General features: G+C 54.8%; 19 protein-coding genes and 1 tRNA gene. 12 read left to right on the forward strand and 8 right to left on the reverse strand.

Translation table 11 applies throughout. The features are described from left to right. Positions 1-167: 167 nt before the first annotated feature. Together ACJ8IM_RS04080 and ACJ8IM_RS04085 are read left to right on the forward strand one after the other, a co-directional pair. Positions 168-1,094: a formate/nitrite transporter family protein gene (locus ACJ8IM_RS04080; protein WP_033653720.1), complete on the forward strand. Its 927-nt coding sequence runs from the start codon at positions 168-170 to the stop codon at positions 1,092-1,094. A gap of 129 nt (positions 1,095-1,223) precedes the next feature. Next, positions 1,224-1,298, forward strand: a tRNA-Arg gene (locus tag ACJ8IM_RS04085). A gap of 94 nt (positions 1,299-1,392) precedes the next feature. Here ACJ8IM_RS04085 and ACJ8IM_RS04090 read toward each other — a convergent pair. From ACJ8IM_RS04090 to ACJ8IM_RS04105, 4 genes are all read right to left on the reverse strand, one after another. Continuing rightward, entirely contained in the window at positions 1,393-2,667 is a 1,275-nt protein-coding gene (locus tag ACJ8IM_RS04090; RefSeq protein ID WP_229601700.1) for a lactonase family protein, read from the reverse strand. A 20-nt stretch (positions 2,668-2,687) separates the two neighbouring features. Beyond that, positions 2,688-3,488, reverse strand: a complete 801-nt coding sequence (locus ACJ8IM_RS04095) for a helix-turn-helix domain-containing protein (protein ID WP_033635401.1) — start codon at positions 3,486-3,488, stop codon at positions 2,688-2,690. Between the two features lie 704 nt (positions 3,489-4,192). Further along, positions 4,193-4,414 carry a hypothetical protein gene (locus tag ACJ8IM_RS04100; protein WP_004936288.1) on the reverse strand — a complete coding sequence of 74 codons (222 nt, stop codon included), beginning with the start codon at positions 4,412-4,414 and terminating at the stop codon, positions 4,193-4,195. A gap of 1 nt (position 4,415) precedes the next feature. After that, positions 4,416-5,384, reverse strand: coding sequence for a TIGR04086 family membrane protein (locus tag ACJ8IM_RS04105; RefSeq protein ID WP_101455542.1), 969 nt, complete (start codon positions 5,382-5,384; stop codon positions 4,416-4,418). A 227-nt stretch (positions 5,385-5,611) separates the two neighbouring features. On the opposite strand from ACJ8IM_RS04105, the gene ACJ8IM_RS04110 reads away from it, so the two are divergent. The 3 genes from ACJ8IM_RS04110 (at position 5,612) to dsdC (ending at position 8,893) form a co-directional block, all read left to right on the forward strand. Next, complete coding sequence (locus ACJ8IM_RS04110; protein ID WP_033653717.1) at positions 5,612-7,108, forward strand: helix-turn-helix transcriptional regulator; 1,497 nt, start codon at positions 5,612-5,614, stop codon at positions 7,106-7,108. A gap of 134 nt (positions 7,109-7,242) precedes the next feature. Next, a complete protein-coding gene (locus ACJ8IM_RS04115; protein ID WP_033648096.1) occupies positions 7,243-7,494 on the forward strand; it encodes a CsbD family protein in 252 nt (83 codons plus the stop codon). A 469-nt stretch (positions 7,495-7,963) separates the two neighbouring features. After that, positions 7,964-8,893 carry a DNA-binding transcriptional regulator DsdC gene (dsdC, locus tag ACJ8IM_RS04120; RefSeq protein WP_033653716.1) on the forward strand — a complete coding sequence of 310 codons (930 nt, stop codon included), beginning with the start codon at positions 7,964-7,966 and terminating at the stop codon, positions 8,891-8,893. Positions 8,894-8,904: 11 nt separating this feature from the next. Here dsdC and ACJ8IM_RS04125 read toward each other — a convergent pair whose 3' ends face one another. Together ACJ8IM_RS04125 and ACJ8IM_RS04130 are read right to left on the reverse strand one after the other, a co-directional pair. Then, positions 8,905-9,207 (reverse strand): hypothetical protein, encoded by a 303-nt coding sequence (locus ACJ8IM_RS04125; RefSeq protein WP_033653715.1) that lies wholly within the window; start codon positions 9,205-9,207, stop codon positions 8,905-8,907. A 213-nt stretch (positions 9,208-9,420) separates the two neighbouring features. Next, entirely contained in the window at positions 9,421-9,711 is a 291-nt protein-coding gene (locus ACJ8IM_RS04130) for a hypothetical protein (RefSeq protein WP_015378635.1), read from the reverse strand. Between the two features lie 396 nt (positions 9,712-10,107). Here ACJ8IM_RS04130 and ACJ8IM_RS04135 point away from each other — a divergent pair, with 396 nt between their 5' ends. Then, a complete protein-coding gene (locus ACJ8IM_RS04135) occupies positions 10,108-11,259 on the forward strand; it encodes a porin (protein ID WP_033635409.1) in 1,152 nt (383 codons plus the stop codon). 56 nt (positions 11,260-11,315) lie between these two features. Here ACJ8IM_RS04135 and mltB read toward each other — a convergent pair whose 3' ends face one another. Further along, positions 11,316-12,404, reverse strand: coding sequence for a lytic murein transglycosylase B (gene mltB / locus ACJ8IM_RS04140; RefSeq protein WP_033648101.1), 1,089 nt, complete (start codon positions 12,402-12,404; stop codon positions 11,316-11,318). 279 nt (positions 12,405-12,683) lie between these two features. Between mltB and ACJ8IM_RS04145 the strand changes: the two genes are divergently transcribed. Beyond that, entirely contained in the window at positions 12,684-12,827 is a 144-nt protein-coding gene (locus ACJ8IM_RS04145) for a hypothetical protein (RefSeq protein WP_308317432.1), read from the forward strand. 210 nt (positions 12,828-13,037) lie between these two features. On the opposite strand, the gene ACJ8IM_RS04150 is transcribed toward ACJ8IM_RS04145, so the two are convergent. After that, positions 13,038-13,829 carry an XRE family transcriptional regulator gene (locus ACJ8IM_RS04150; protein ID WP_072270396.1) on the reverse strand — a complete coding sequence of 264 codons (792 nt, stop codon included), beginning with the start codon at positions 13,827-13,829 and terminating at the stop codon, positions 13,038-13,040. Between the two features lie 157 nt (positions 13,830-13,986). Between ACJ8IM_RS04150 and ACJ8IM_RS04155 the strand changes: the two genes are divergently transcribed. The 5 genes from ACJ8IM_RS04155 to ACJ8IM_RS04175 are packed head-to-tail and all read left to right on the forward strand — an operon-like array spanning position 13,987 to position 17,787. After that, complete coding sequence (locus tag ACJ8IM_RS04155; protein WP_052463103.1) at positions 13,987-14,283, forward strand: helix-turn-helix domain-containing protein; 297 nt, start codon at positions 13,987-13,989, stop codon at positions 14,281-14,283. Positions 14,284-14,287: 4 nt separating this feature from the next. Then, positions 14,288-16,354, forward strand: a complete 2,067-nt coding sequence (locus tag ACJ8IM_RS04160; RefSeq protein WP_080437599.1) for a Mu transposase C-terminal domain-containing protein — start codon at positions 14,288-14,290, stop codon at positions 16,352-16,354. A gap of 12 nt (positions 16,355-16,366) precedes the next feature. After that, entirely contained in the window at positions 16,367-17,263 is an 897-nt protein-coding gene (locus ACJ8IM_RS04165; protein WP_060423247.1) for an AAA family ATPase, read from the forward strand. A gap of 15 nt (positions 17,264-17,278) precedes the next feature. After that, positions 17,279-17,551, forward strand: coding sequence for a hypothetical protein (locus tag ACJ8IM_RS04170; protein WP_060423244.1), 273 nt, complete (start codon positions 17,279-17,281; stop codon positions 17,549-17,551). Next, entirely contained in the window at positions 17,551-17,787 is a 237-nt protein-coding gene (locus ACJ8IM_RS04175; protein ID WP_230202067.1) for a hypothetical protein, read from the forward strand. The genes ACJ8IM_RS04170 and ACJ8IM_RS04175 overlap by 1 nt, the downstream gene beginning before the upstream one ends. Positions 17,788-17,810 lie beyond the last annotated feature (23 nt).

Consider the following 17,810-nt stretch of genomic DNA (forward strand, 5'->3'; position numbering starts at 1 on the left):
CGCACGCAGCCCGCGGCGGGCGCGCCGACGGGCCAATATGGCGAGCAGGATCAAGAATGCGTGGAAAAAATCGGCGGATCTTAACTCTTGTTACCTTTTTCTGTATTTCGCCGCATTTAACTACGCTTAATGACGTGAACTCACCCTTATGAAGCAGGAGCGACAGCATGAACGAACAGCGACGCCAGGAGCACGAGCCGGATGAGACGATGCAGGTAGAGAGCGAAGAACAGGAACAGGGCAAGCGCGAAATCGAAGTCAGGGAAGAAAATCTGCCTTCGCGTGCGGCGGCGGTGCATGAACAGATCCGGATGGAAGGCGAAAAAGAGCTGGAGCGCGACTGGCTGGCATTGCTGTGGTCGGCGATCGCCGCCGGGCTGTCGATGGGCGCCTCGCTGGCGGCAAAGGGCATTTTCCACGCCCGCCTGCCGGACGATCCCAGCCGCTTTTTCATCGAGAACCTCGGCTACACCTTCGGTTTCATCATTGTCATCATGGCGCGCCAGCAGCTGTTTACCGAAAATACCGTCACGGCGGTATTGCCAATCATGCATAAACCCACGCCGCGCAACCTGCTGATCCTGCTGCGCCTGTGGGGCGTGGTGCTGCTCGGCAACCTGATCGGCACCGGGCTGGCGGCGCTGGCGTTTACCCATATGCCGCTGTTCGACGCCGAGACGCGCGGCGCCTTCATCAGCCTGGGCGAAGAGGTGATGCGCCATACGCCGGGAGAAATGTTCGCCAACGGCATCCTGGCCGGCTGGATCATCGCCACCATGGTGTGGATGTTCCCGGCCGCCGGCGCGGCGAAAATCTGGGTGATCGTGCTGATGACCTACCTGGTGGCGATTTGCGATCTGACCCATATCGTGGTCGGTTCGGTCGAGATCCTCTATCTGGCGTTCAACGGCGCGATTGAATGGCAAGAATTCATTTACCCGTTCGCCCTGCCGACGCTGGCGGGCAACATCATCGGCGGCACCTTTATCTTTGCGCTGATAAGCCACGCGCAGATCCGCAACGATTTGAGCGCCAAAAATCGGGCGGCGCGCCTGCAAGAGGAAAAACGGCGCCACGGCGGGGAAAAACCGTGATCGCCGTCGGTTAGCCGAGGAAATTTCGGCATGAACTGGCGAGGTATTGAGCAAACGCGCCGCTAAGCGCTTATTCTGCGGGTAAAAAAAGGTATAATGCCCCGGCAGCTTCGGTTGCCGGCCCGCAGCGTCCCCGTAGTTAAACGGATATAACAAGCCCCTCCTAAGGGCTAGTTACTGGTTCGATTCCAGTCGGGGACGCCATTCTTTCTCATCCAGCCATTCCCCGTCATCTGCACGCGCAATCCGCCCTTTTCCCCCGTTCAGATTCGATTTCCCCCGAGCGTTATGATTGGCATTAATTAAAAAACTTAATATCCGTCGGAGTAGAAACCGTCGTCGCCTGCCCTCTGGCCTGCAACTCGCCCTTTTCATCATCGAAATCGAACAACATAACGGTATTGGTAAACACATTCGTCACATAGAGGTGGTTGCCGCCGCCATCGAAAGCGAGCGCACGCGGCTCAATGCCGCCGGCCTCATAGCGCGTCGGTGCGCCCGGCAGCCCATCCTCGCCAATTTTTAATACCAGCAGGTGGTTATCGGCACCGCGATTGGTGGCAATAAGATATCTGCCGCTCGGGCTGAGGATTATTGCCCCACCGCTTTTCGCCTCCGCTGAATCCTGCCCGCCGTTCAGTTTCACCTTCCCTTGCCGCGTCAATCGATGGTCGCTGACGGCAAACACCTCGATTTCACTCGCCATTTCAGTGATGACGTAGGCGTATTCCCCTTCTGGCGAGAACGCCATGTGCCGTGGGCCGGCGCCGGGTGCGAAGGCGACATCGCGCGAAGCATCCGCTTGCAAAGGCTGCGCGTTGTCCGAGCGATAGCGGTAGGCGCGCAGCTTGTCCCCGCCGAGATCCGCCGCGTACAGGTATTGGCCATCGCGGCTGAAGGTGGTGGAGTGCGCATGGCCCCCTTCCTGGCGCCCCTGCACGACGCCGGAGCCGGGCGTGAACGGAAAATGCTGCACCCGTTCCCCCAGTTTGCCGTCGCCGCCAATCGGTAATACCGTCACCCCCGCGCCGCCTTTGGCGACGGAGTAGTTGGCGACAAACAGAAACTTGCCATCCGGGCTGAGGGTGGCATGCGTCGGCTGCCGGCCCGCGCTGCTCACCGTATTCAGCACCCGCACGGCGCCGTCTTTGTCTATCGCCAAGGCAGTGACCGTTCCCGCGTTCTCCTCATTGGTGACATAGGCGAAACGGCCATCGCGAGATTTTACGATCCATGACGGGCTTTTCATTTTAATCACGTCGAGCAGCGTTAATGTGCCGTCGCCATTAACCGCCAGACGATAGAGGCCTTCACTGGGGTGCGCCGGTTTCTGCACCGCAGGCGCATCCGGAATATGGGTCCAGGTGCCGACTAACGCTATTTGCTGATGCTCCCGATTATTTGCCATCGCATTTCCTGAAAACATGAAAAGAGTTAATGCCAACGCGAATTGAATGGCCTGCCTGGCTAAACCGGCCACGCTCGCTCCGCCAGACACAGACAATGTCAAAGGTAGCATACGGCGCGCATAATGACGCTTATTCATCGAATCGGGGGATTTCTCTATACTCATGATGTTTCCTTTTCTCAACGCTACGCTACAGGAATAAGTATATCGACATTGACGACGCGACTGTGTAAATGCTCATGTCTATATAGTTCGATAAAAAAACTTTCTCTCACCTTGACATTGATAGCCGGCAGATAGGCGTCATAGATATCTGCAAAAAAATCAATGTACTCAGACAACTCACCCATAAAGGGGATGACAATATATTTCCCTCTGGGTATGTAGAAATTGAAGATAGAATGAAAAACCTCTTGCTCCTTACCGTTTGAATGCCATTTTCCCGCTCTGTTGTTTTCCGCACGATAAGCCTTCCCATGCTTGCTTAACCATTTCTCATTAGTCTGCGTAATGTCACCGGCATCTCTGTATTTCCTTATGGAGTGGAAGATCAATGCCTTGTACTGCTTTAACAGCTCGATATCATCCGGCATGACCGTGTGATAAAAATAGGGTTTCTTGTCAATGCCATACGGTGGGATCTGGGTGGAAAAATCCCATCCCCGGCTGTTCCTAAAGCTATTGGGCGTTTCGCCAAAGAAACGTTTAAACGCCCGCGTGTAACATTGCTGAGAGGCAAAGCCCGATGCCAAGGCGACATCCAATATGTTCCCTTGATGTTGTTTAAGCAAGATTGCGGATCGGCTCAGTTTTCTGTTTCTGATATAAGTCCCTAACGTAATGCCAAAATAATGTTTAAACAGCCGCTGTAAATGCCATTTAGAGTAACCCGAGATAATAGACACTTTCTCAACGGAAAGTCCCTCTATAATATTCTTCTCCATATACTCTAACACCTGTAAAAGAATATCTTTTCGATAGTCCATGCGCGCTCCTTGCTTTTATAAAAATCGTGTCCTTTTCATTAAAATCGTTAACCAACCAAATCAAGTCATTAAGATTAATCCTAAAAAAAATCACCCTGACAACGCCATTTTTACGGCATGGGAAAAGTCATCATATAAATAACTGAAAATGATCATGTTATATAAATACGCTTGCGAAAAACACGCGAATAAAAAATGCGCCACGCAAAGTGCATCCATTAAAGATGCATTTGCCCCGCCGGGGCAAATCACACTTTATGTTAATTGTTTTATCTTAAAGTGTTTTTTTGCATCCCAATTGCATGACCAAATAGGAATTTCATCATTGCAAATTAAAATGCATTTTATAATCAGGCTGACTGATAAAACGTATTGAGGCTAATGAATAAAAGCATGAACAGCGTTTGAAAAGAAGATAGGGACAGGCTCATTTTCTGAACATCGGGCCAGAAAATCACAGATCGTAATAGGGAGCTTCTTTTATCTTTTTCCTGCGCTGAGAAGAACCGATATTTTAACACATCTTGCTCGATGCCCTATTTTACCCTCCACGCCAATTGGGGCGCTACTTTGCCCACCGTGAACCGCCGGCCCTCCAACGTAAAAGCCTCATGCCGACTCGCACCGTGCGTTGTTGCCAGAATAGCCTGATTGCCCAGTAAAAAGCCCAGCCTATAAGGCCGGGCCTTTCATTAACGGCCTGATTAATCAGCCAGGTTGTCGATCTCTGCAGATCTGTGCTTGCGCAACAGATACAGCAGCAAAGATACCCGCCGCTCGGTGCGTTCCGGGGTATCCGGCGGCAGGTTGTAGCGCAGGGTGTAGCGCTCGTTATTCTCGTTGCAAAAATCGATGACGAGCACGGGCGCAGAGGCCCCCGCTACTTTTCGATAATTCAGCGAGATGCACGACAGGTTTTTTTTCATCTCAACTTACCGCGACAGTGCGGCGGGTTGATTCGGCAATCCGCCCCACGCCGGCGCTCAGCGCGGCGCCCAACAGCAGCATCAACAGCGAACCCCAAGCGGCGCGCGACAGCTGTTTGGCCGCTTCGTCGGCCGCTTCACGCGCTTTCTGCTCGGCCTCGGCCTTGAGTTTTTCCACTTTCTGCACCGCCTGCTGGTAAGCCTGAGCATAGTTATCGACGATTTGGCTCGCTTCATCGCGGCTTTTGCCGGTGCGCGCCGCAACGATATTCACCAGCGCATCCTTGTCGGCGGCGCTCAACGTCGGCTCACCGGACTGCTTGATACGGTCGAACCACTGCTTGAGCTCGGAGGCGGCCTGCGCCGGATCGGCAGCCGCGTCCATGGCCGATTGCTTGCCGTCGGCGGTCGCCCTATCGGCCTTCTGTTCCAACCGAGCCGGATCCAGTTCCGGCTTGCCGGTCTGCTTGAGCGTGGCGTTCAACTGGTTTTCCAGGCTTCCCCAGTCAAGGCTGATGCCCTTTTTATCCAGCTGTTGCTTGAGGCCTTCGCCCACGTTTGGCGCCGCCGCCAGGCCGCTGCCCGCCAGCGAAAGCCCTTTGCCCACCGCGCTGCCCGCCAGCCCCACCACGCCACTCGCCAATGAAACCACCAGCCAGGTGGTCAGCAAGGTGGTGATCGCCCAGCTCAGCAGGCCATGCAAGCCGCCGCGGTTCGGTGCGGTGCGGCCGGCGACGAACGCGCCTGCGGCCAGCGACGCCAGCGTTGAAACCAGCAGCCAGATCCCGGTGCCGGTGCCAAAGCCGCTCAGCGGGTTACCCTTTTGCATCATATCCACGGCCTGGGCGCCGATAGCCGTGCCCAGCACGCTGAAGATCAGATAAGTCACCAGCGCCACGGCACTCCCGGCCAATATCGAGCCCCATGACACCTGAAACGCAAAGCGATTTGATTCATAGACAGTGGTCATCGTTGTTCCTTATATTTTCTGGACAAGTGATTGCACGCACGGCGGATAACCGCGCAGACAGATGCAGTCTGCCGCGTGGCGTCGTCGGCCGTCCCGGTTCATTTGCGCCAGAATGACTAGTGCATTCACACCCTGCGAATACGCACGTTATGCACTAAGCTGCTCAGCGAGTAGCGTAACCCGCGGCCCCGGTCAGAGGCCGCTCCCTTCTGTCTAGCGGAGAACACATGAGCCAATCCGTCCTGGCCAGCGAAACCCACCGCGGCCACCTGCAGCAAATCATCTCCGGCTTGTCCGACGGCGTGATCCTGACGGATACCGATCGAACGCTGCTCTGGGCCAACGAGGCCGCGTTGGCCATGCATGGCGTGAGTCATCAGAAAGCTCTGGGGGCCAATGCCGGCGAGTACGCGGCGCGTTTTGCCCTGCGCTATCGCAACAATCATCCGCTGGCTTTGGAACAGTATCCGCTGAACCGGGTTGCCGATGGCGAGACCTTCACCGATGTGGTGGTGGAGGTTCGGCAGGCCGACGATCCGGACAGCTTCTGGGTGCACCGCCTGCGGAGCCTGATTATCACCGATGCGCAGGGGCAACCGGAGCTGCTGGCGCTGATCCTGAGCGACGCGACGGAGTGGGCCAGCGCCGAACAGCGCTTTGAAAAAACCTTCAACGCCAATCCGGCGCCGGCGGTCATTTGTCGGCTAAGCGACCTGCGCTACGTCAAGGTCAACCAGGGGTTCCTCGATATGACCGGTTACCAGCGTGAACAGGTCATGGGCCGTTCGGTTTATGAACTCGACGTTTTGGAACAGGCGGAGCACAAAGATCTGGCGATACAGCGCCTGGGGGAAGGCGCCACCATTCCGCAAATGGAGGCCGAGCTGAAACTGCCCGGTGGCGGAAGCAAGCTGGTGGTGGTTGCCGGCCAACCGCTGGACATCAATGAAGACGACTGCATGCTGTTCACTTTTACCGATCTCGAACCCCGGCGCCAGGCGGAATCGGCGCTGCGGGAAAGTGAAGAGCGGTTCGCCAAGGCATTTCGCCTGAGCCCGGTGCCGACGTTGCTGTGTACCGCGCACGAGCGGCGCGTGCTGGACGTCAACGAAGCCTTTACCCGCACCACCGAGTACGACGCCGAAGCCTTGATCGGCAAGACGATCGATGAGATCCCGTTTATTGACGATCCCGAGGCGAACCGCCGTTTGTTTGCCGCGCTGGAAAAAAGCGGCAACGTCGAAGGGCTGGACATCCGGGTGCGCAAGAAAGGGAGCGAGTCGATCGACTGCGTGGCCTCGGCGGATGCCGTCAGCATCCACAATGCGCCCTGCTACCTGCTGGTGCTCATGGACATTACCGAACGCAAACGCTCGGAGCTGGAGCTGGTCAGCGCCATCGAAGAAGTGATGCAGGACGCCTCCTGGTTCAGCCAAACCCTGATTGAAAAACTGGCCAACGTGAAAAGCATCAACCGGCCCGACCAGGCCGGATTGACCGCCAGCGATCTCACGCCGCGCGAGCGCGATGTGCTGGAATTGATTTGCGAGGGGCTGCCGGACAAGAAAATCGCGGCGCGTCTCAATCTGGCGCTCAACACCATTCGCAACCATGTCGCGACGGTCTATTCCAAACTTGGCGTGCACAGCCGCAGCGAAGCCATCGTCTGGGCCAGAGAACGCGGGCTGTTTACCGGCGGGCTGGCCGCCAGGAACGGAAAGTAGCCTGCAAATGCACTATCCGCACCGATGCAAACGCCCCTTATAGGCTCAAAGTGAAGTGCATAACATGGAGGTGCAAATGCAGGCTTTCGCCCTGTGCGGAAGCCTAACGGATCGAACCTTAGGAGCGCATCACAATGAACAGCGAAAAAGCCAATGGCATGATGGAAAAAGTGGCGGGCAAGGCGCAGGAAATGGCGGGCGACGTCACCGGAAACCCACGTTTGCAGGCCGAAGGCGCCACGCGCTATGCAGCGGGCGCGCTGCAAGAAAAATACGGCGACGCCCTGAGCTGCGCCGGCAGCATGATGAAGAAAAACCCCCTCGCCGCATTAGCCCTCATTGCCGGCGCTGGCCTGTTGACCGGCCTGCTGCTGCGCCGCCGTTGATACGCGCCGGCGAGCAAACCGCTTTTCCCTGAACGCCGCGCCCGGTTAACGACAACCGGGCGCGGTGCTATCGGCCAACGGGCAATGCCGTGCGGGCATATGGCCTTTTCGATTTATTCATCCGTTACGCCGACAATGATGATTAACGGCTATTCAGCGGCATCGGATTATTATGGCGAAACGGCGATATCCCTCATGGAATAGGCGGCATTCTTTTTCATACCGTCGCACGCCGCCTTTACTCACTGCTTAACGACAGCCATTTTATTTTCCTCGCGTATTCCTGATTTTTATCGTCTTCTCAACCCAAACCCCTCGGCGGTTATTTACGGTCTTGGTGCAATAAATCGTCTTACCCTCAACATCATTAAAACCATCAGGTTAAAATTCGACTCCATTCGTCAACCTGGGTTTATCCTCCTCTCCATTAAATGTTAAGATCGCTGTATTGCGCGCACGGAGAAATAGCATGTTCCCCACTAAAAAACATTCACAGCGGGCCACCCCGCTGACCAGCTATCAATTTTCCCGGCTGCATACTTTCGAATGCGTCGCCCGTCATTTATCTTTTGCGCTGGCGGCGCAAGAATTGTCGATCACCCCCAGCGCCGTAAGCCACCGCATTAATTTGCTCGAAAAGGAGTTGGGTTTTCTGCTATTCCAACGCTTTCATCGCAGAATTACCCTGACGCCGGAGGGCGAGCGCATGCAATGGGCGCTGGACAGCTCCTTCCACACGCTGAATCAGGAAATTCTGGACATCAAAAATCGCGAGCTGACGGGGACATTGACCCTCTATTCGCACCCGTCTCTGGTGCAATGCCTGCTGCTGCCGCGCATCGGCGATTTTATCGCCCAGCACCCCACCATTCACCTCAACATTCTGACCGGGCAGGAGATCATCAACCTGGCCAACCGCGGCGTGGATTTGGCGATGTACTTCGGCAAACTGCCCTCGGGGCGGCATCTGGACGAGGCCTTTATGCAGGAATCGATGGTGCCGATCTGTACGCCGCAGTACGCCGCCGCACATAGCCTGTACGATGCGCCGGAAAATTTGGCCCACTGCACGCTGCTGCACGATCGCTACAACTCCGGCGAAGACGAGTGGCAAACCTGGTCGCAACACTTTGCGCTGGGGCTGGATACCGACAGCAAAAGCATGGAGTTCGACCGTTCCGATCTCGCGGTGCTGGCCGCCACGCGACACCTTGGCGTCGCCATGGGGCGGCTCAATCTGGTGCAGGACTGGATCAAAAGCGGCGAGCTGATCATTCCCTTCACCGACATGACCGTGCCCTGCGAGCACTGCTATTTTACCTCGACCATCTCCGAGCGGCAGTGGCCGAAAATCCTCGCGTTTAAGCAGTGGATCATGAAAATCGCCCCTCTGGTCTGATGGCCGGAGGGCTAGCGCGTTATTTTAGGGGAATAAGAAAAATTCAGCGCGCAGGCGTAGAGCCGGCCGGCCTTTGAATAAGAGATATATTTGCGGTTTTTATCCCAGGCCAGCAGGGAGTTATTGGTAAAATAATAAACCTCCAATTGCATCCCATTAGCCAACCTCGACCAGCCTCGGCTTCGTATCACGGTAAAATCACCGTTATCGCCGAGCGTAATCAGCGGCACGCCCCAGGCATAGCGGGATATTTGCAGCTGAATAATTAATTGGCTTTCGCAGCTTATTTGGTAGTTCTGTACATCAACATCCATAATTTATATTTTTGGTGCCACCCTTCGGTAAAAATAAATAAGATAAGAACAACTCACCACGCTTAACACCAGCGCGATCAGCAAACAGGCGCACAGCGTGGCGCGATCCCAAGTGAAGCGCTGGCCGCGGCGGCAGCCCTGCCGTCGATTCCGATTCTCGCATTCATAATAGGGTTCTCGCCGCCGCGAGAATAATAACAGGCTACCGTCGCGTTATTCTTTGTACACCACGATTTCCTGATAAAGCTTAATCACCTCACCATCGCTGTCGACGGAGTCGGTATATTCGGTTTGCTGCGCCAAATGAATCACCTTCCATCCTTTGCGTGCTAATTCGGGGATCGTCAGGCGCCCCACGCCGCGGCAGGAAAACAGGGTGTCGTCAGACAACCTGAGCTTGCTAACCTCTGCATAATCATAGGCTTGAGAATGGCAAACGTGCGACTCCGCCGCCATCGCCGGCAGTGAAAACAGCCCCACTAACAACATTAACAGGTTTCTCATGGCGACCTCCCAATCGCTTATTCATGCCGGCCGATTACGCAGACAAAGGCTGACGTTAATACGCCGGCGAAAGGCTCGAATTAATTCTCTCTTGCACGGCTGAAATTACAGGCTGGCGCCGGTGACTGACAAATGAAAAATATAAACCTTGGCGTTAGATGAATTCATCCGAATCGCCAGACATGCGCAACGGCCCTTTTCACCGCACAAAATGGTTAAAAACCGGTCGATAATTAGCAAGAAAAGTAATTCTTTATGTCACTGTTTATGTTACAAATGCCGCCCGCCGCTAACACACCAAAAAAACCGTCAAAATGCGTGAAAACGCAGCGTTTTGCGCAAAACATCGGCATGGCGGCGCTGATGGGGCGGTCATACATAAAACAGGGATAACACATGGCAATCAAATTGCGCGTATTGACTCAAGCGGTGGCGCTGGGTCTGGCGATCGGCAGCGCGTCGTTCGCCGCTCAGGCGGAAATCACCCTGCTGAAGCAGGATCCGCAGGCCGGCGATCCGCTCAGCCGCCTGAACTTCACCGTTGGCGGCAGCATCCGTCCACAGTTCAACAACATGACGGGCGACGGCGACAAGGGCTCCTACAAGCGTAACGGCTTCGACGGCGGCACCCGCTTCCGTTTCGCGGCGGACTACTACCTGTTCGACGATATCAGCTGGATCAGCTACTACGAGCTGGGCGTGAACATTCCGGCGCTGTTCGACTGGGATCACCACTATGCCGACGGCGCGAGAAACACCAGCCGCCGCATGCTGTACACCGGCCTGAAAAGCAACACCTGGGGCCAGATGACCTTCGGCCAGCAGAACAGCGTTTACTATGACGTGGTGGGCGCCAAGACCGATATCTGGGACTACGACATGCTGGCCCAGGCGCCGGGCAACGGCATCAACGGCGACTACGACGGTTCTTACCGTTCACGCAAGATGCTGAAGTACAAGAACCGCTTCGGCGATGCGGACGTTTATGCCTCGTACCTGTTCAGCGACAGCGACTACCTGCCGGGCAACGGCCTGCGCTATAAGCGCAAAGGCGGCGGCTCACTGGGCGTGGATTACCACATCACGCAGGATCTGACCTGGGGCACCGCCTGGAACTACACCCGCGCCGAAATGCGCAATCCGTCCACCAGCGGCAGCAAGAGCTACGATCAGCACATCGTCGGCACCGCCCTCAGCTGGAAACCGGACAACTGGACGCTGACTTTCGGCGGCGGTTACTACCACGACTTCCTGACCACCAAGAAAACCGACATCAATAATTACTTCGCCGGCGATGCCTGGGGTATCGAATACCTGGCCGGTTATACCGTGCCGGTGGGACAGTACGCGGTGAAATCGGTGATGCCGTACTTTATGGGCGATCGCCTGGAATACATCAGCGGCCGCAACTACCAGCGCATCGACAACGGCCTTGGGGTTACCGTGCAGTTTGACTACGGCTTCCGCGTTGACGTAGAGCACGTGCTGACATCGAGCACCGACAACCTCGGCGATATGACCGTGGTGCGTCTACGCTACGATTTCTGATTGTTCCGCACGTAAAAAAGGCCGCGCAAGCGGCCTTTTTCGTTATTGAAGCAGCGTCAGAAGCCGCCGCGCGCCGAGCGCCCTACCGCTTCGCCCAGCTGCCATACCGCCATGGCGTAGTGGGTGCTGTGGTTATAGCGGGTGATGACGTAGAAGTTCGGCAGGCCGTACCAATACTGGTAGCCGGTGCCGACGTCCAGCCGCAGCAGGCTGGCTTCCTGATTGTCGCCGAGCGAACCCTGCGGGCTTAGGCCGGCTTCCGCCAGCGCGGCGACCGAGTAGCGGGTCTTGAAGCCGTTTTCCAACCCCGGCGCCTGGCCGTTGGCCTGAATCGCGACCGGCTCGCCTTTGGACCAACCGTGCGCCTTGAAGTAATTGGCCACGCTGCCGATGGCATCGACCGGATCCCACAGGTTGATATGACCATCGCCGTTGAAGTCGACCGCATAGCTCTTGAAGGAAGACGGCATGAACTGCCCATAGCCCATCGCGCCGGCGAAGGAGCCGCGCAGTTCGAGCGGATCGTCGCCCTCGGTGCGCGACATCAGCAGGAAGGTTTCCAGCTCGCCGGCGAAGTAATCGGCGCGGCGCGGGTAGTTGAAGGCCAGCGTCGCCAGTGCATCGATAATGCGGGTTTTACCCATTACGCGGCCCCAGCGGGTCTCCACGCCGATAATCCCCACGATGATCTCCGGCGGCACGCCGTACACCTGCCAGGCCCGCTGCAGCGCATCCTGATATTGATTCCAGAACACCACGCCGTTTTGCACGTTATCCGGCGTGATGAACTTGTTGCGGTAGCGCAGCCAGGAACCGTTCGGGCCGGTAGGCCCCTGGGTAGACGGTTTCGGCGCCTGCCTGTCCATCAGCCGCAGCACCGAATCCAGGCGCCGAGCCTGCGCCAGCACGTCGTGCAGCTGCTGTCGATCAAAGCCGTGTTCCCGCACCATCTTATCGATAAAGCGTGCGGTATTCGGGTTATTGGCGAAATCTCCACCCAGCGGCGCGCCGCTGTGCGCCGGGCTCAGCAAAAAGCCGCCCTTTACCGGGGTGCCCTGCGGCGTAGCGGTGGTACTGGGTTTCGGCGTGCTGCTACAGGCAGCAAGCAAGGTAATCAGCGGTAAAAGCGCAACCAGGTGACGCATCGGATATCCATATAGCCATGCAAGAGATAAGTGGGAGTTATGTTAATGCATTGTTCAACGCGAACAAACAGGATTATGCCGCCAATTACCGCGCCAGGTAGCCAAACGTGCCAAATTGTGACGTTTTGCACGGTGAGATTCCGCCCGGCGCGGCCGCGCGGAATCTCAACCGCGACTAAATGAGAAAAATTATCACCTTGACGCTCCCTTTTACCCCGATAAAATGCCCGGCTGCTTGCCACCCGGCTATCGCCGCAATGATCACGACAATGGACTGTGATGGAATCTCTCGGACAACTCGCCAAAGACCTGTACCGTGGGCGCATCTCGCGCAAACCCTTTATTTTCTCGCTGGCGATCTTCGCCGTTGGCATCGTGCTGCTGTCGTTTCTGTCGACCTACCTGGACAATGTGGGGGGGTGATTAATTCTGGACACTCGGAGAAGACCTCAGATAGGCTGCGATGCCTTGTGGGGAGCGGTTCTAAGCGGTATTTATCGATTCTGGGCTATCGAGCGAGAAATGGAAAAAAACGGCGAAAAAACGCGATAATTTTTGGATAGCTTTGATCGCCGATTGATCCGTTTTAATTAGAGTTTAAGAAGCTTTTAACACAGCCAAGACGTAACGGCGTTAACATAATGATTTGGCAAGCCATTCAACCTTCGCTTCAATGATTGAAGGGCTGAACTTCTCCTTTTCAATGTGAATTGTTTGGTAAACAGGGTTGTCTGCCGTGATAAAGATGCCTCCAAGCGGGTCAAGCTGAACCCTTCTGACCTGGCTATGCGCTCCTGCGCGGACTAGGTACAGCCCATCTTTAATCACCTCATAAGATTTATCATCATGCGGATCTAGACCTGTTCTGAAAGTCGTTCTAGACCTCCCATCAACAACGACTTCTTCCCTGTAATGAAAGGTCGAAAGCAGTACTATATCCCCCGTTGAAAGTAATGGAGCCATACTCTCATCCTTTATCTCTGATATGCATAGCGACTTTGCATCCAACTTCTTCTTTTCTAACCAATCTTTTCTGAAGGCAAGCTTTCTTGATTCAACAAGCTGCATGTCAGCCTCTGGCAGAATTCTGAGCTGACCAATTAACTCATAAACATCATTTTTTTCTATATACCCCTCGGTAACCGATTGATCTTTAGTCAGCTTTGCTCCTTTCCCTGTCATTAGCCATTCAATATGCACACCTGCAAGGGATGACAGACTAACAAGGAACGAGGCGCTGGGTTCTCTTGTGCCGTTTTCATAATTCTGGATAGTTGAGCGCCCCACTTTAAGACTCTTCGCTAATACATCCCTTGAGCAGTCTATAACCTCAGTTCGAATATGATAGATACGTTCGTGTATACCTCTGATTGACATTTCAACCTCATTTGAGTTGGTTGAAAGATTATTTTCAAGTTTCATCATAGCTTTAATCCTGTCATAAATGCTTGATAGATAATTAAAAAGTAAGCTTTTGCATTTTTTAATCAACTCATTCGTGGTTGAAATTGCATTTTCATAATTGATTTCAACTCAAATGGAGTTATACTCACCACAAGTGTGATACATGAAGGGTGTACAAATGAGTGACAACGGAATTTCTAAGAATACCACAGCTAAAGACTGGCATCGCGCGGATATCATTGCGGCTCTCCACAAATGTGGCTGGTCTGTCCGCCAACTGGCTTTCAGTCATGGGTACAAAAGCGGCACTGTATTGAAGAGCGCACTGGATCGTCCATGGCCCAAAGGTGAAAAAATTATTGCGGATGCTCTAGGCCTTTCCCCGGAAATTATCTGGCCCGAGCGTTATCACCAAAGGAGGCTAAAGAAGTTCGCTCCTGGATTCTTAGCTAAAAGGGTAACTGACTGGGAGTGATAAAATGAGTTCCACGAATATCTATTTCAGCGCCAAACAAATTGCATCAATGAAAATAAACATGCTCCCAACAACACCTCAAGGCGTGTCCCTGAGAGCAAAGAAGGAATGTTGGGTTTTCCGGCCTCGTGCAGCGTCTGGCGGAGGGGTTGAATATGCCTTGGAATCCCTCCCTGCCAATATACGCGAACAAATCCTCAAAAAGTACTATGCAGACTTGCTACATCAGGCTCCGTCTCACTCTGTAGAGGTTGGAGAGGTCAAAGCTAAAATCGGTATAAAACCACGCGGCGAGCTGGAAGTGATGCGCAAATGTCCTGCCCTGCTGGAGCGCAAGACCAACGCGCTCACCACCGGGCAGAAAGAGATTGCCGACGCGCGCATGGTGCTGGTTGTCGAGGTGATGCGACTTATGGATGGTGGCATGTCCCGCAAAGGGGCGGTCGAATTGGTCGCGAAGGAGTCGCAGGCCAGCTCGTTGCCGCCAACCCTCCAGAAGGCTGCCGATAAGGCCAATGCTCGTAAGGGGTCGACCCGCCGTGGCGTCGGCAAAAGCAGCTTACACCAGTGGCTGTCGGACTACATGGCGGCGGACAACGCCAGCGAGCGGCTGGCTACGCTGGCACCCGGTAAGATCCAGGTCAAGCAACCGGAAACTATCGGCTGGTTGCCCGACTTCCTGGCTATCTACCGCGACCCGCGCGGGTTCAATATTTCCGAGGCTTACCGCCGCTTCGAGAAATGGTGGGCGCAAGAGTTCGCCGATCAGGAGGATGTACTGGAAGCCATGCCGTCAATGGATGCCGTGCGCCGCGCCATGAAAAAACTGCCGGTTGTGGTCTCGCAAAAATACCGCGTCACCGGTTCTGCCTGGCGTTCGCTCAATCCGTTCATTCGCCGTGATTGGGAGCAGGTGCCGGTTAACGGGGTCTGGGTGGGTGATGGTCACAACATGAAGCTGGACGTGCAGCACCCTGTCCATGGTCGGCCGTTCAGTCCAGAGATCACCATGGTTATTGATGCCCGGACGCGCTTTATTGTTGGTTGGAGCCTGGCGCTTTCGGAGAACGTGATCGCTGTTGCCGATGCCATTCGCCACGGTGTGCAGCAGCACGGTCTGTTCGGGATTTACTACTCGGATAACGGCCCTGGCCAGACCGGCAAAACGCTGGATGCCGATGTAACGGGGATTCTGGCGCGGTTGGGCATCGAAGATGGCGGCGTTGAACACCGTACCGGTATCCCCGGCAACCCGCAAGGGCGCGGTATTATCGAACGTCCCAACAAGGGTATCCCAAAATACGCAGCGCAATCCTTTGATTCTTATCACGGTAAGGATGCGGATAAGGAGACCGTCAGGGTAAGAAAACGCATCGCGCAATCTGCTATTAACGCCGTTCGCCAGGGGCGCGAGTTGACCAACAAGCAAGCGGCCGCGTTGCGAATGATACCGACCTGGCAGCAACTGCTGGACGTGATCGAGGAAGAGGTCAACTGGTACAACACCCGACATCATCACAGCAGTCTGCCGAAGGCACCGGACGGCAAGCACTACACCCCGGCGGCCTACCGTCGTCACCTGCTGGAAGTGGAAGAAACCGTGATCGCCTATCCGTCGGCGGTCGAGCTGCGCGATATGTTCCGGCCACAGCAAAAGCGCACGGTCAGTCGTTGCGAGGTGCAGATATTCGGCAACCTGTATTTCTCCATGGGGTTGCTGAACCACCATGGCGAGGAAGTGATCGTCAGCTACGACATTCACGACCCGCAGACGGTGATTATTCGCAGTCTGGACGGAACCTTTATTTGTGATGCGGTATGGGACGGCAACAAGAAAGCGCCGTTTGCCATTTCGGCGAAAGACCACAGCCAGAATCAACGTACCAAAGGCATCATCAAACGTGCTGAGGAAAAAATCGCGGTGGCCAAAGAGGAAAACAGTCTGGTTATTGAAGGCGAACGTCCTAATTTCGGCGGGCTGTTAATCGAGCCGGAGCCGCAAGATAAAGAGCCTTTATTCCTGCTGGAAACCGAACGCGAAGAATATTTTAAGAAAGTCAACTCCCGGTAATTGGAGAATATAATGTCAAATATCAGTGTACAACTTGACGAACTGATGACCCGCAAGGGATACACGCAATCCCACGTGGCGCGCGCCATTGGCCGCAGCCCGGCGGCGATCAGCACTTTCCTGAGCGGAAAATACAGCGGTGATATTAAAACCCTGGAATCCGAGCTGTCCGGCTTTATTCAGCGCGAGTCGGATAAAGACCGGCTGCACCACCTGAATATTGATTTCGTTCCGACAGTCACCGCCAAGAGCGGCCTTGAGGTCATTCGTATGGCGCACCTGGAAAACGATATCAACGTGATCTTCGGTGCCGCCGGCCTTGGCAAGACCATGATGCTGAAAGAGTACGCACGCCGCTATCGCGATGCCATCCTGATTGAGGCCGACCCCGGTTATACCGCGCTGGTGCTTCTGCAGGAACTGTGCGAGAGCCTGGGCCTTGGTAAGCGTGGCACCATCCATGAGTTGAGCGAGAGCTGCATTACCGCGCTGCGCGGCACTGGCCGGGCCGTACTGATTGATGAAGCCGAGAACCTGCCCTATCGCGCGCTGGAAGTGATACGGCGTATCCACGACAAGGCGGGCGTTGGCGTTGTTCTGGCGGGTATGCCGCGTTTGATCATCAACCTGAAAGGTAAGCGCGGCGAGTATGCGCAGCTTTACAGTCGCGTCGGCTTTGCACTCGACCTGCAGGAGAAACTGCCCCAGGCAGACCTGCAGCAGATCCTCACCAATATGGTCGAGGAAGCTGGCAGCGAAAGTGTTTTTTCCGCCTTTTACAAGGCATCAAAAGGTAACGCGCGCCGGTTGTTTAAATTGGCACGTGGCACCATCCGCGCCAGCGAAATCAACGCCACGCCGATTGATGAGGCAATGGTTAATAAAGTCGCCGGTATGTTGATTAGCTGAAATTAGGGGCTGGATATGACTCTTAATGCTGAAATTCAGGCTCTGAGACGCATACAGGAGCAAGGGCCGGGGCGTGGCGTAATCACCCAACATATCATTAGCACCAAGCCGGGTTGTCTGATTTTTGATGTGTATTCATGGGAGCACCAAGGGAAATGCATCGTCTGGGATGTGGATGCTTTCTCCAGGGAGATGATTATTCTCGATTTCAACAGCAAAGCCTCGTTTAAAAAAGCCTACGGTTTAGCGCGGCTTTTACGTGGTAAAGGTCAGTTAAAGAGGATGTGATGATGGGTAATTTATCTGTGAGCGATAAGAAGGTTATGTCGAAGTTGAATTATCTGGCGCGTGTAGGGTTAAAGGTTGTTGAGTGCCATGTTAATTTTCGCCGCCCGGTTATTGAAGTTGAAGCACCACTGCAAGATTGGGTAAAGGGTGCCGTGGAAATCACGGAAACACGAAACGGAATTAAGCGCACTGTCAAAATGACGATATGGCATGGCGCACACATTATCTGGTGTTAATTGCGTTTTATTCTGGACTGTTA

It is taken from the genome of Serratia sp. CY33525, assembly GCF_052169115.1.
Classification (GTDB): Bacteria; Pseudomonadota; Gammaproteobacteria; order Enterobacterales; family Enterobacteriaceae; genus Serratia; species Serratia sarumanii.